The organism is Larkinella knui, from assembly GCF_003858645.1.
Lineage (GTDB): Bacteria > Bacteroidota > Bacteroidia > Cytophagales > Spirosomataceae > Larkinella > Larkinella knui.
Window position 1 is genome coordinate 111,581 of record NZ_RQJP01000008.1, and the last position, 12,880, is coordinate 124,460.

General features: G+C 50.1%; 10 protein-coding genes. 6 read left to right on the forward strand and 4 right to left on the reverse strand.

Going from position 1 to position 12,880, the window contains the following annotated elements; all coding sequences use genetic code 11:
- Nucleotides 1-60: 60 nt before the first annotated feature.
- A complete protein-coding gene (gene lolA1, locus EHT87_RS30735) occupies nucleotides 61-690 on the forward strand; it encodes an outer membrane lipoprotein periplasmic chaperone LolA1 (protein ID WP_124910640.1) in 630 nt (209 codons plus the stop codon).
- A 130-nt stretch (nucleotides 691-820) separates the two neighbouring features.
- Here lolA1 and EHT87_RS30740 read toward each other — a convergent pair whose 3' ends face one another.
- The 3 genes from EHT87_RS30740 to bshA form a co-directional block, all read right to left on the reverse strand.
- A complete protein-coding gene (locus tag EHT87_RS30740) occupies nucleotides 821-4,720 on the reverse strand; it encodes a response regulator (protein ID WP_124910641.1) in 3,900 nt (1,299 codons plus the stop codon).
- A 326-nt stretch (nucleotides 4,721-5,046) separates the two neighbouring features.
- The gene (gene purQ / locus EHT87_RS30745; protein ID WP_124910642.1) at nucleotides 5,047-5,736 is read right to left on the reverse strand and encodes a phosphoribosylformylglycinamidine synthase subunit PurQ; all 690 of its coding nucleotides are present in this window, start codon (nucleotides 5,734-5,736) and stop codon (nucleotides 5,047-5,049) included.
- 63 nt (nucleotides 5,737-5,799) lie between these two features.
- Nucleotides 5,800-6,936 carry an N-acetyl-alpha-D-glucosaminyl L-malate synthase BshA gene (gene bshA, locus EHT87_RS30750; protein WP_124910643.1) on the reverse strand — a complete coding sequence of 379 codons (1,137 nt, stop codon included), beginning with the start codon at nucleotides 6,934-6,936 and terminating at the stop codon, nucleotides 5,800-5,802.
- A gap of 205 nt (nucleotides 6,937-7,141) precedes the next feature.
- Here bshA and EHT87_RS30755 point away from each other — a divergent pair, with 205 nt between their 5' ends.
- A complete protein-coding gene (locus tag EHT87_RS30755; protein WP_124910644.1) occupies nucleotides 7,142-8,041 on the forward strand; it encodes a geranylgeranylglycerol-phosphate geranylgeranyltransferase in 900 nt (299 codons plus the stop codon).
- 77 nt (nucleotides 8,042-8,118) lie between these two features.
- Nucleotides 8,119-8,817, forward strand: coding sequence for a TapB family protein (locus EHT87_RS30760; RefSeq protein ID WP_124910645.1), 699 nt, complete (start codon nucleotides 8,119-8,121; stop codon nucleotides 8,815-8,817).
- Between the two features lie 21 nt (nucleotides 8,818-8,838).
- Here EHT87_RS30760 and EHT87_RS30765 read toward each other — a convergent pair whose 3' ends face one another.
- Nucleotides 8,839-9,402 (reverse strand): hypothetical protein, encoded by a 564-nt coding sequence (locus EHT87_RS30765; RefSeq protein ID WP_124910646.1) that lies wholly within the window; start codon nucleotides 9,400-9,402, stop codon nucleotides 8,839-8,841.
- Between the two features lie 166 nt (nucleotides 9,403-9,568).
- Between EHT87_RS30765 and EHT87_RS30770 the strand changes: the two genes are divergently transcribed.
- The 3 genes from EHT87_RS30770 (at nucleotide 9,569) to EHT87_RS30780 (ending at nucleotide 12,876) form a co-directional block, all read left to right on the forward strand.
- Entirely contained in the window at nucleotides 9,569-9,949 is a 381-nt protein-coding gene (locus EHT87_RS30770; RefSeq protein WP_124910647.1) for a MerC domain-containing protein, read from the forward strand.
- A 398-nt stretch (nucleotides 9,950-10,347) separates the two neighbouring features.
- Nucleotides 10,348-11,367, forward strand: coding sequence for a Gfo/Idh/MocA family protein (locus EHT87_RS30775; RefSeq protein ID WP_124910648.1), 1,020 nt, complete (start codon nucleotides 10,348-10,350; stop codon nucleotides 11,365-11,367).
- Between the two features lie 126 nt (nucleotides 11,368-11,493).
- Nucleotides 11,494-12,876 (forward strand): Gfo/Idh/MocA family protein, encoded by a 1,383-nt coding sequence (locus tag EHT87_RS30780; RefSeq protein ID WP_124910649.1) that lies wholly within the window; start codon nucleotides 11,494-11,496, stop codon nucleotides 12,874-12,876.
- The last annotated feature ends 4 nt before the right edge of the window (nucleotides 12,877-12,880 follow it).

Sequence of the window (12,880 nt, forward strand, 5' to 3'; positions counted from 1 at the left end):
GTCAGCAACTTTGCGGGCTGTTTTAGCATTGAACCTGGAATTACGTAAAAGAAGAAACACATGAAAAAATTAGCCTTATTAGGGGCATTGATTGTTGGCTTGTCGCTGCCATCGGTTGCGCAAAAAGATAAAAAAGCGTCGGATGTTCTCGACGCCATGAGTGCGAAATACAAAGCGTTGAATTCCTATAAAGCCGCTTTTACCTATACGGGCGACGGCAGTAATTACAAAGGCGATTTAACGGTGAAAAAAAATGCCTTTCGTCTGAAATTGGCCGGTCAGGAAGTCTTCACCGACGGCAAAACGATGTCTACGTATATCAAGGAAACCAACGAAGTAAACGTACAGGATTATGATGGTGGAGCCGCGGGTGATTTCAATCCGACGAAGATCTACTCCATCTACAAGCAAGGGTATAATTACAAATACATCGGTGAGCAAAAGCAGGGTGGTCAGCCGGTCGATGTGGTGGAACTGACGCCGGAGAAAAAAAATACGCAAATTGTTAAAGTGCAAATTGCCGTTACCAAAAAAGACAACCAGGTGAAAGGCTGGAAACTGACCGACAAAACCGGCAAGGTAACCAGCTATACGATCGACAAGTTTACGCCGAATGTTGCGGTGGCTGACAATTACTTTGTTTTCGACAAAATGAAATATCCCGGTGTCGAAGTAGTGGACCTGCGGTAATAAAATTTTAAACCGTCGTTGCCAGTCCATCAGTGACCGCCGGGTCCCCTCCGGCGGTTCGAACTAAAAATACCGCAACCACAGCGGGCTGACGGCCCGTTGAAAAATCCAGCTTTCGGAACGGCAGATCTTAGGATTTGGTAAAGGACAAATCAGCCAGTAACGCCAGAACATGTTCAATTTCCGACTGAATACCGTTCAGCAATTCGGTCACTTTTTGATGATCGAACCGTTCCAAATGCTCCAGTTGCCGGGCCCTCGTAGCCAGAATTTTCATGCCGGCACTCACGGCGGTTCCGTATAGTTTGTGGCCCGTGGCATTTAATCCCGCCAAATCTGCGTTTTTGGCCAGGAATAGCAGAACGGCTTCGGATCTTTTCAGTTCATCGGCAGCCAGTTCCACCAGTTCTTTAACCAATCCCGGATCATGGCCTGCCATTTCTTTAACAACCTCCAGATCAAAGTGCGAATCGGCGGTTTCGGGAGTTTTCGAAGGGCCAGTCAGCCACTTGTTGAACAAGGATCTGATTGACTCTTCCACAATAGGCTTGGTCAGAAAATCATCCATTCCGGCTTCCAGGCACTTTTCCCGTTCTCCTTTTACGGTACCCGCCGTTAGGGCAATGACCGGAACACGCCTGCCCGGCTCTATTTCCCGAATCCGTTGCGTGGCCTCATAGCCATTCATCAGGGGCATCTGCACATCCATCAGGATGAGATCCGGTTGCTCGCGGATGTAATACTGGACGGCTTCGAGGCCGTTGACAGCCTCAATAATCCGGGAATTTGGTGCGATTCTGCTAACGATGGCTTTAGCCAGCAACTGATTAATCTTGTTATCCTCAACGATCAGTACTTTTACCGGCTTATTTTCAACGGGAGTCTGCGGGTCCGATACGGTGAGCAGGGGGTTATCTTCATGCTGCACCAGACGGCCCAAAGCCTGATACAATTCGTGTACTTTGACGGGTTTTACCAGACGCTGATTCACCTTCAGTGTCTCACAGGCGCTGATGATTTTTTCGTCATCCGAAGAGCTGTGCAAGAGAACAATAGGCTGGCCAATTGATGAAGGAAAAAAGTTGGTCCGGATTTTTTCAATGGTTTCCAGTCCATCCATATACGGCATGTGGTAATCCATTAAAATCACATCATATTTTTTAGGCTGACCCAGCAACTGCAGAGCCTCAAACCCATTGCTGGCTTCCTCTACACCAATTTGTTCAAACTGAAACATCTGGCGCAGAATAAGACGGTTATGGGCGTTATCATCCACAATCAGCACATTTTTGATCAGGTTCAGGTCACGCCAGACGATGGCATTGCCCGGTTCGGCTTTGAGCCTGATTTCGAAGAAGAAACAACTGCCTTCACCGGGTTTGCTCGTCAGTTGAAGCTGGCATCCCATCAACCCCAGCAACTTGTTGGAAATGGTAAGACCAAGCCCGGTTCCTCCGTATTTTTTCGTGGTGGATGGGTCTTCCTGAGAGAACGCATCAAATATCCGTTCCTGCATTTCGGGTTTGATACCAATACCCGTATCCCGCACCTCAAACCGAAAGTCGGCATAGCCATGATCAGGCTCGTTCAGGGCCGTGATTTTCAGTTCAATTTCTCCCTTTTCCGTAAATTTCACCGCATTACCCAACAGGTTGACCAGCACCTGTTTTAAGCGCACCGAGTCGATAAAGACAAACCGGGGCAAATTTACGGACAAGTTCAACAGCACTTCAAGTCCCTTGTTCTGAGCCTGATAAGTGACGATATCCGCAACCTGGCTACTCATCTCGTAGAGATCCACTTTTTCAATGGACAATTCCAGCTTACCGGCTTCAATTTTGGAAAAATCCAGAATATCGTTGATGATGCTCAACAAGGCATTGGCCGATTGATTGACAATGGATAAATACTGTTGCTGAGTGGGATTAAGTGACGTTTTCAGTACCAGATCCGTAAAACCGATTACCCCATTCAGCGGGGTTCTGATTTCGTGGCTCATGTTGGCCAGGAATTCCGATTTGGCCCGGCTGGCCTGCTCGGCCAGCAACTTGGCTTTTTTCAGTTCATCCCGTTGCAAACAGATTTCGGTAATATCCTGCGTAAACATCATGATACCGCCAATAGAGCCATCAAACTGATACCAGGGCCTTACCTCCCACCGCAGATACTGATCCCGGTCCCAGCCCGCTGGCCGCCAGATGTCCTCATTGTTCTTTTCCACCGCTCCCTGAACGCAGCGGGCATGAATGGCTTTCCAGTTATCGGAGATGTTGGGAAATATGTCATAATGCGACACACCCAGAACGCTCCCCGATAGCTGGTATTCTTCCATCCAGCGGTTGCTAACGGCGATGTATTTGATGTCCCGGTCAAACATGGCAACGGCCGCCGGAGCATTTTCGACAAAAGCGGCCAGCCTTAATTTTTCATTGATCAGCGCCTGCTCCGCTTTCTTTTTTTCGTCGATATCCTGAAACGTACCATACAAGCGCCAGCATTTGCCATCCTCATATTCGGGGGTTCCCAGTGCCCGAACCCACACCGTTCGCCCTTTTGCCGTAACGATCTGCAATTCAATATCATAGGGTATCCCTTCCCGCGTCGAACGATCGACAGCCTCCATGATTTGATCATAGTTCTTTCCCTTGAAAAAGGATACGGCAGAATCAAAATCCGGTACAAAGTCTTGTGCTACTTCATGAATCGCTTTGGTTACGGATGACCAGTGTACGGTTTTCTGGCTGAAATTAACTTCCCAGGTTCCAATTCGGGCAACCTCGTTGGTCTGTTCCAGCATCTCTTTGGTCCGACTCAGATCGGCTTCCAGCTGATGTCGCCGGGTAATATCGATCGCATTGCCGATCACATACGTGTTGCCGTTCAGTTCTTTTTCCAGGATGTTATTGAATAGCCAGATCAGCAGCGAGCCCTCTTTGGTAAGTGTATGCATCAGTCCGCTGGCCCGGCCTATTTTGCCGATAGTTTTTAGATAAGCGGTCATTGCGGCCTGATGAACTTCGGGAACGATATCGAATAAACTCATTCCGGCCAGTTCGTCCGGTTCATACCCCAGTACATGCGCCCCTGCGCTGTTGACCGTCAGCAGTTTCCCGTCCAGATCATGGATACACATGAGTCCCTGGGAGTTTTCAAAAAACGAGCGAAATTTGCTTTCTGACTGATTCAGAAGCTGTTCTCTTTGCTTTTCTTCGGTAACATCCCGGGCTATGGCAAACAGGTTACCGGTTAAAGGTTCCTGAGTAACTACCCATTGAAGATTGCGATAGGTTCCATTCCGGCAGCGAAACCGATGGGCAAAATTGATCGTCGTTTTGCCCGATGCCAACTGCGCTATTTCCTGCTGGGTTGCCAACAGGTCATCGGGATGGATGAGATCAAAAAATAACGTACGCAGCAAATAGGATTCATCCCAGCCCAGCACCTGATGAAAAGCCGGATTTAACTTTTTTAAATACCCGTCGGCTCCTGCCACGCAGATCAAATCATTGGAAAGCGCAAAGAAGTTTTCCAGGTGCTTCAACTCCTGTTTCTTTTTGTGTTCAACAAGGAGGGCTATGGCCGATTCACTCAGGAGCTGTAATATTCTTTGCTGAGTTTGGGTGAGCTTTCGGGGAATACGATCCAGCACACAAAGCGTGCCCAAGGCGTATCCATCGGGATCGGTTAATGGATAACCGGCGTAAAACCGGATATGAGGATCGGAGGTTACTAATGGATTTTCTTTAAAGCGTGTATCTTTCGTGGCATCTTCTACTTCGAAAATATCACCACCCATAATAGCATGCTGGCAAAAAGCGATATCCCGACTGGTTTCCGCCATCTCCAGCCCCACCCGCGATTTAAACCACTGCCGATGCTCATCCACCAGCGATACCAATGAAATAGGAACCTGGCAAATCAGCGATGCCAGTTCGGTCAGGCGGTCAAATTCCTGCTCCGGCAATGTATCCAGAACCTGGTATTGGTATAAAGCCTTTAATCTTTTTAACTCATTTAAAGGAGTTGGCATACTAGTTCAACGGTGAGATTTCCATGCATAAATAGCAGCATTTTCCAGGCCAAGTTACTAATGCAGCTAACTTGCATACATAAATTATTCCGCCGGGCGCGGATGCCGACATCCCGTTGCGGAAACCATGAAATAAGCACAAATGAAAAATAGCCGGACTATTTTATCAGAATGAAGCGAATATACCCCCAAAATACCCCCAACAAAACTTGTATGGTAATGATAGTCATTTCAGAAAAGTGAGGGCATTTGGTAGCGTGAGGGTTATAAACAGAAAAAGTCGGCCATGAGCCGACTTTTCCACGCGTCATAAAAGAACAAAATCGTTATACCAGAACCGTATTCAGCAACTGCTCCAGAATCAGCCGTCCGTCGGTATTGCCCAACAGCGGATCAGCGGCCCGTTCGGGGTGCGGCATCAGTCCGAAAACGTTTTTACGTTCGTTGGCCACACCGGCAATGTTGTCCAGACTTCCGTTTGGATTGGCTTCGTCGGTCATGTTTCCCGCTTCGTCGCAATACCGGAAAATAATCTGATCGTTGTCATTCAGTTCATTCAGGGTATCGGCATCGACGAAGTACCGGCCTTCACCGTGGGCAATGGGAATTTTATAGGATCGATCGTCCAAACCGGCGGTCAGCAGCACGCTTTTCGATTGCGGACGGAGGTAAATATTCTTGCAAACGTATTTCTGGTTGGTATTCCGCAGCAGAACGCCCGGCACCAGCCGCGCTTCGGCCAGAATCTGGAAACCGTTGCAGATGCCCATCAGATAACCGCCCCGTTCGGCGTGTTTGATCACCTCGTTCATGATGGGTGAAAACCGGGCCACGGCGCCCGTACGCAGGTAATCGCCGTAGGAAAAACCGCCGGGCAAAATGATGAAATCACACCCTTGCAGATCGTGGTCTTTGTGCCAGAGTTTGACAACGTTCTGCTTGAGCTGATCCCGCAGGGCGTCTACCGCATCGTCGTCACAATTAGAACCGGGGAATACTACTACACCGAATTTCATAAGTCCTTGATTTGCTACAAAGATACGAGTTGTCCGGGAAAAAAGCCGTCAAAAACCGCTATTTCAAGCCAGCACCTGACTTTCCCGCACCACTTTTTCGTAATAGGCTTCGTAGAGCGGTAAAACGCGCGAAATTTCGAACTCCTTCGCCCGCTCCAGTGCGTTGTGTTTGAAGGTCGGCAGGTTGTCGTCGTTCAGAATATACAAGGCATTTTTCACCATATCATCCACATCACCGACGTTGCTCAGAAAACCGGTCACGCCCTGCACATTCAGTTCGGGCAGGCCCCCGGCGTTGGACGTGATCAGCGGTACTTCGCAGGCCAGCGCTTCCAGAGCCGCCAGACCAAAGCTTTCATTTTCGGAAGGCATCAGGAACAGATCCGCGACCGACAAAACCTCCTCGACGGCATCCAGTTTGCCCAGAAACCGGACATCCCCGTAAATGCCCATGTCGCGGCAGAGCTTTTCGATCCGCGCCCGTTCCGGCCCATCGCCCGACAGAAGCAACTTACTGGGAATCTGCTTGTTAATCTTATTGAAAATCTGCACCACGTCGTCGATCCGTTTCACCCGCCGAAAGTTGGACGTGTGGACGATCAGCTTCTCGCCGTTCGGGCAGATGGCCATTTTGAAATGATCTTTTTTCTGCCGTTTAAAGCGATCGAGATCGATGAAATTAGGAATCACTTCAATGTCCCGGCGAATGGCAAACTGATCCAGTGTTTCCTGCCGGAGGTGCTCCGAAACCGCCGTCACACCGTCCGATTCATTGATACTGAAGGTAACCACCGGTTCGTACGAAGCATCTTTGCCCACCAGCGTAATGTCCGTTCCGTGGAGCGTGGTAACAAAAGGCACATGCCGACCCTGCGCCCGCAGAATCATCTTCGCCATGTAAGCCGCCGAAGCGTGCGGAATGGCGTAATGAACGTGCAAAAGATCCAGCTTTTCGTACTGTACGACGTTCACCATGGCGCTGGCCAGGGCCGTTTCGTAGGGAGGAAACTGAAACAGCGGATAGGTCGGTATATTTACTTCATGGTAAAAAACATTCTCGTTGAAGAAATCCAGACGGGGCGGTTGCTGGTAGGTAATAAAGTGGATTTTGTGGCCGGCTTTTGCCAGGGCCTTACCCAGTTCAGTCGCCACAACACCGCTTCCCCCGAAAGTCGGGTAACATACTATGCCAATTTTCATACAGTAGTAAATGATTGAGGGACTGAGGATTGGAAGGCGTTAGACGGACACAAATTCGATCTGTCGTACCTGCAATCAGTTTCCATAACATCATTTTCGGCCATTTGTGTTCACTTATTCGATTTGGCGGAGAAAGATTTTAACAGAGCCGAGGATTCAGGCCGGAAACTGTATCTTTGACCCATTGAATTCTATCCTGTCGGTTATGACCCGGAAAGTTCAGGGGCGTCCGGACCGTGCGGCCACTCCACCCTTTTACGTCTTCATTTTAGGTTTTCTGCGATTGATCCGGGTACAAAACCTGCTGATTATCGTGGGTACCCAATATTTTGCCCGCGTCACCCTCATCGGCCCCCGCGACAACTGGACCGGTCTGCTGCTGGATCCCAAACTTTTTTTGCTTTCACTCTCAACGGTTTGCATTGCCGCAGCCGGTTACATCATCAACGATTACTTCGACATTAAAATCGACATTGTCAACAAACCGGAACGGGTCATCATCGGGCGGTATCTGAAACGGCAACTAGCGATGGGGGCGCACCAGGGGCTGAATTTTCTGGGCGTTGTCATTGGCTTTTACCTCAGCAAATGGGTTTTTGTCGTCAATGTCCTGTCGGTAACGCTGCTGTGGTTTTATTCGGCCCAATTTAAGCGGCAACCGTTTATCGGTAATTTTATCGTTGCCTTCCTGACGGCTTTATCGCTGATCGTTTTAGCGGTTTATTACCGACAACAGGTTGATTTACTGCTGATTTACGCCTTATTTTCCTTCGTGATCACGCTGGTGCGGGAGATCATCAAAGACATGGAAGACGTGAAAGGTGACGCCCGCTTCGGTTGCCGGACGTTGCCCATCGTCTGGGGACTCCGCCGAACCAAACAGCTGCTGTATATCATCATCGCCACCTTCATTCTTTCGTTGTTCACCATTGCCCATTCGCTGCAAAACGCGCAGTTGTTCTGGATGTTCGTCATCCTGCTGGTCCCGATTGCGTGGCTCGTCTACCGCCTGGTTCGGGCCGACACCCGGCGGGATTTTTCCTACCTGAGTTCACTTTGCAAGCTCATCATGCTCATCGGGGTCGTCAGTATGGCGTGGGTGTAACGTCCGTTTACTCAATCATTTGTTCCTTCGACACAAAATCTCCGTACCTTACGGTTTTGTACTAAACTTCTCTTTTCATGAAAAGTATACTACTCGCGTTACTGATCGGTTTGACCACCTCTTTTTCGCAGGCTCAGGACTGTATGGGGCTGAAATTCAAGCCGGGAACTACCTACGAAATGCTTTCCTACACGGCCAAAGACAAGCTATCCGGCCGACTGGTCTATACCATTAAGAGTGTCAAAACCGAAGGCGGTTCAACGCTGATCGGCGTGGTGATGCAGTCGTTCGATGAAAAAGACAAAGCCGCCCCGGAAATGGCCGTCACCTACACCTGCACGGGCAATGAGCTCATTGCCGATTTATCGGGCATGGCCCTGGCTGCGAACGATGCCGCCAAAGGCATGGCGGTGAAGGTCAAGACCAACAAACTGATTTATCCGAAACAGCTGACCGAAGGTGGAAAACTGGCCGATGGCGAAATGGAAGCCGAAGTCTACAGCAAAGACGCTAAAATGATGGACATGACCATCAACGTCGTAAACCGGCAGGTGGAAAGTAAAGAAAGCCTGACGACCCCCGCCGGAACGTTCAGCGTCTACAAAATCAGTTCCGATACCAATATGGCCAACCGGATGATGGGCATTCCGATTCGGGTTACGTTCCGTTCGATCAGCTACCGGGCCAACGATGTCCTGTTCGATATTAAAACCGAGACGTATAATAAGAACGGCAAGTTGAAAGGGTATATGGTATTGAGTAAAATAACGAACTGATCGTTCGTGGTTCGTTTGTGCTTATTGCACTGTCAAATCGAAATCGACATTCACATCGTCACTACCCGGTGCCGGTGTGCCATCTTTGGCATTCGGCTGGTGACGCAACTGAACTTTCAGTTTTCCGGTCCCGGCTGCGTTCGTTTTTACCGTGCCTTTCAAGCCAATCGGCAGGTTTTTGGCATCTTTGTCACCGTAGGAATAGGTTGCTAACGAAGCCGGCGTCAGCGTAAAGACAAACAAATGTTCACCACTTTTTTCGGCCACTTCTTTCGAAACATCGTCGGTCGGCGTTTTGCTTTCGTCCAGTAACTCCACGGCCAGATCGTAAGTCTTGTTGGCTTTCAGCACAATCCTGTCAAATTTTGTGGGTGCCTGTCCACCGTCGCCGTCCGGATCGCGGTACGAAAATGTCTGGACCGTCGTGGTGCCCGACTCCGTAAATTTCAGGTTGACCGTCGTTATCAATTCGTTTTCGTCGGCGGGTTCCGGTTCATCGGCTTTGTCATTACAACCCGTTACCAACCCCATAGCCACCCCCAACATGACCACCCACACCCATTGACGTATTCCTTTTGCCTTCATTTTCGATCTGTTTTAGCGTGTTTCCCGACTGTTTTTGTCCGTTCACCCGCAAAAATAGATATTCGCAACAAGGTTGCAAAAATAAATGCAACATAATTGCAAATAAGCTTGGTCAGTACAAAAGGATGCGTTTATTTTGTGCTGTTCAACGAGGATGCTGAAGACTATGAAACTGAAAACGCTCAACAGAAAGGCCGATTACATTGGAATCAGTGGGTCGGTATTGTGCATCATTCACTGCCTGATTACGCCCATCCTGCTGGTTTCTTCGTCTTTCCTGACCAACGATACGGTCCGTTTTGGCTACCTGAGCCTCGATTATCTATTCATTGGTGTCAATATTGTAGCCGTCTATTTTGCCACCCGGCATTTTACCACCCCGGCCGTGAAAGCCTGCCTCTGGTTTTTCCTGACTGTATTTGCGGTTGCTATTGTGCTCGAAGACGTCAACGAAGCCTTTGAATACCTCGGTTATGCGGCTTCGCTGGGGCTTGTTTTGACCCATCTCACGAACATCCGGCTTCACCGACTACGCCACACCCATTAATCATCAAACCGCTGCTTCGAAAAGGCAGCGGTTTCAGAATTCCAAAACCGTTTAAACGGTTTCTAGACACGGTTTCAACTAGAGGCCAATCTATCCTGAATACGGGTTTTATATCCTGCACTTGCGACTACACTTCTCCAACAACCGGCAAAACCAATTTTTCTGATTAACTTGAACCAGGAGATTATTGACCCCGGAGGGGGCCGATGTTACTGGCAAAACGGGATTCTGAGAACTCCAGGCGTGTCGCTGGCACTTAAAACGGGTAGGTAAGAGACGAATCTTATCGTTCACATTTCGATTAATAAAATCACAATTTATTTGCTTTATTAAATTTTGAGTCTCACCTTTCGGGTACGTACACGTTTTTATAAACAGATCCCTTACTGGAATATTATATGGCAAATACGCTTACCCGTAGAGACTTCTCCATTTTAGCCGCGTCCGCTGGTTTAGGGGCGTATCTCCAACCATTTGCTACCCTCGGTTCGGCTCCTGCCGGGAAATTTGAAGGAAAAAAAGTAGGGATTATCGGGTTGGACACGTCGCACAGCACTGCTTTCGCGAAAGAACTGAACAATCCGACGCCGAATCCCGACTGGCTTGGCTACCGGGTCGTGGCGGCTTACCCCAAAGGCAGCAACGATATTGAATCGAGCGTCAAGCGAATTCCCGGCTACATCGAGGAAGTCAAAAAGCTTGGCGTTGAAATCGTGAACTCCATCGACGATTTATTGAGTAAAGTGGACGTCGTGCTGCTGGAAACCAACGACGGTCGGCTGCACCGGGAACAGGCCGCCAAAGTTTTTGCGGCCGGCAAGCGGGTTTTTATCGACAAGCCCATTGCGGCTTCCCTGAGCGACGCCATCGCTATTTTTGAGATGGCAAAGAAGAAAGGCATACCGGTTTTTTCGGCTTCGTCGCTCCGGTATATCAAAGGCATTCAGGGCCTGGATAAGAGCCAGGTGGTCGGAGCCGACACGTATAGCCCGGCGGTTTTGGAAAAAACGCATCCTGATTTGTTCTGGTATGGGGTCCACGGCGTTGAAACGCTGTTTACGGCCATGGGGCCGGGTTGCCAGAGCGTGATTCGGGTCAATACCCCCGACACCGATATTGTAATTGGCACCTGGAGCGACGGACGCGTTGGTACCTTCCGCGGAACCCGAACCGGTAAGCATGAGTACGGCGGCACGGTTTACACCAAAAACGGCAACGTGACGCTGGGGCCCTACGGTGGTTACAATCCGTTGTTGAAAGACATTATTCACTTTTTTGAAACCGGAGAAACGCCCGTGAAGCCCGAAGAAACGCTTGAAATCTTCGCCTTTATGGAAGCGGCCGACGAAAGCAAGCGCCAGGGCGGAGCCGCAGTGACACTGGCCAGTGTCATGAAAAAAGCCCAGAAGTCGTCATAATCTCTTTTTTATTGGCCCACGGGGCCGCCCCCTCCTGCTCAGTTAACCCATTTCCTAAATTGAGAATGCCAATCTGTGATACGGAATCCCAGTTGGCCACCCTTTTCCAACTCAAAAATTTGTAAAATGACCCAATCGAAAATCAAGACAGAAAACACCGTTCCTAATCCTCAGTCGCGGAGAACGTTTCTGGGCCAAACCCTGGCCGGAACGGCGGCCTTGAGTCTGGGCGGTATGCTTCCCGGTTTTAGTCCCAAAAGTTACGCCCGCATTCTGGGGGCCAACGAACGCATTCAGGTGGGGATGATGGGTGTCAACAGCCGGGGTCTGGCTTTGGCCACCAATTACGCCCTGCAACCCAACTGCGAAGTCCGGTCGGTTTCGGATGTCGACACCCGTGCCGCCGACAAGTGCATTACCACCGTGGAAGGTATTCAGAAATCCAAACCCAAAGCCATTCCCGACTTCCGGAAGGCACTGGAAGACAAAGAGTTGGATGCGCTGGTGGTGGCTGCGCCGGATCACTGGCACGCACCAGCGGCCATTTTGGCGTCCAAAGCCGGAAAACACGTATACCTGGAAAAACCGTGCAGCCATAACCCGAACGAGGGCGAAATTCTGGTGGCTGCGTCTAAAAAGTACAAAAACCTCATTCAGATGGGCAACCAGCGCCGGTCGTGGCCCAATGTGGCCGCCGGCGTCAAGGCGGTTCGGGATGGCGTAATCGGACGGCCTTATTTTGCCAAAGGCTGGTATACCAACAACCGGCCCTCCATCGGCGTCGGCAAAGAAGCCGCCGTTCCGTCGTGGCTGAATTACGATTTGTGGCAGGGACCCGCGCCCCGGCAGGCTTTCAAGGACAATCTGTTGCACTACAACTGGCACTGGTTCTGGCACTGGGGAACGGGTGAAGCCCTCAACAACGGTACGCACATGCTGGACCTCATGCGCTGGGGTCTCAACGTCGACTACCCAAACCGGGTAACGTCGTCGGGTGGGCGGTATCGCTACCAGGACGATTGGGAAACGCCCGATACGCAGGTCATTAACATTGAATTTCCAAACAATACCGCTATGACCTGGGAAGGCCGGAGCTGCAACGGGCGAACCGTGGAAGGCAGCAGCGTCGGTGTTATTTTCTACGGCGATACGGGTTCGTTGCAGATCGACGGGGGAAATGCCTACAAAATTTATGATCTGGAAAACAAGCTGGTGAAGGAAGTCAAGAATGACCTGGTGATCAACGCCCGCGACCGAATGAACCCCTCTCAGGCCCTGGACGCGATTCATATCCAGAACTTCTTCGACGGCATTAAAAAAGGGACGGCCCTGAACGCCGATATTTTGGGTGGTCACCAGAGTACGCTGCTCTGTCAGTTGGGCAACATCGCCCTGCGGTCGGGCGGTACGCTGGAAATTGATCCGACCAACGGGCACATCAAGAACAACCGCCAGGCGCAACAATACTGGAAACGTGATTACCAGCGGGGCTGGGAACCAACCGTTTAAACCG

Excerpts from the sequence above, each read along its gene's own strand:
- bshA (WP_124910643.1), bottom strand. The coding sequence starts at position 6,936 with ATGAAAATTGGCATAGTATGTTACCCGACTTTCGGGGGAAGCGGTGTT.
- EHT87_RS30760 (WP_124910645.1), top strand. The coding sequence starts at position 8,119 with ATGAAAAGTATACTACTCGCGTTACTGATCGGTTTGACCACCTCTTTT.
- EHT87_RS30780 (WP_124910649.1), top strand. The coding sequence starts at position 11,494 with ATGACCCAATCGAAAATCAAGACAGAAAACACCGTTCCTAATCCTCAG.
- EHT87_RS30755 (WP_124910644.1), top strand. The coding sequence starts at position 7,142 with ATGACCCGGAAAGTTCAGGGGCGTCCGGACCGTGCGGCCACTCCACCC.
- EHT87_RS30775 (WP_124910648.1), top strand. The coding sequence starts at position 10,348 with ATGGCAAATACGCTTACCCGTAGAGACTTCTCCATTTTAGCCGCGTCC.
- EHT87_RS30770 (WP_124910647.1), top strand. The coding sequence starts at position 9,569 with ATGAAACTGAAAACGCTCAACAGAAAGGCCGATTACATTGGAATCAGT.
- lolA1 (WP_124910640.1), top strand. The coding sequence starts at position 61 with ATGAAAAAATTAGCCTTATTAGGGGCATTGATTGTTGGCTTGTCGCTG.
- EHT87_RS30765 (WP_124910646.1), bottom strand. The coding sequence starts at position 9,402 with ATGAAGGCAAAAGGAATACGTCAATGGGTGTGGGTGGTCATGTTGGGG.
- purQ (WP_124910642.1), bottom strand. The coding sequence starts at position 5,736 with ATGAAATTCGGTGTAGTAGTATTCCCCGGTTCTAATTGTGACGACGAT.
- EHT87_RS30740 (WP_124910641.1), bottom strand. The coding sequence starts at position 4,720 with ATGCCAACTCCTTTAAATGAGTTAAAAAGATTAAAGGCTTTATACCAA.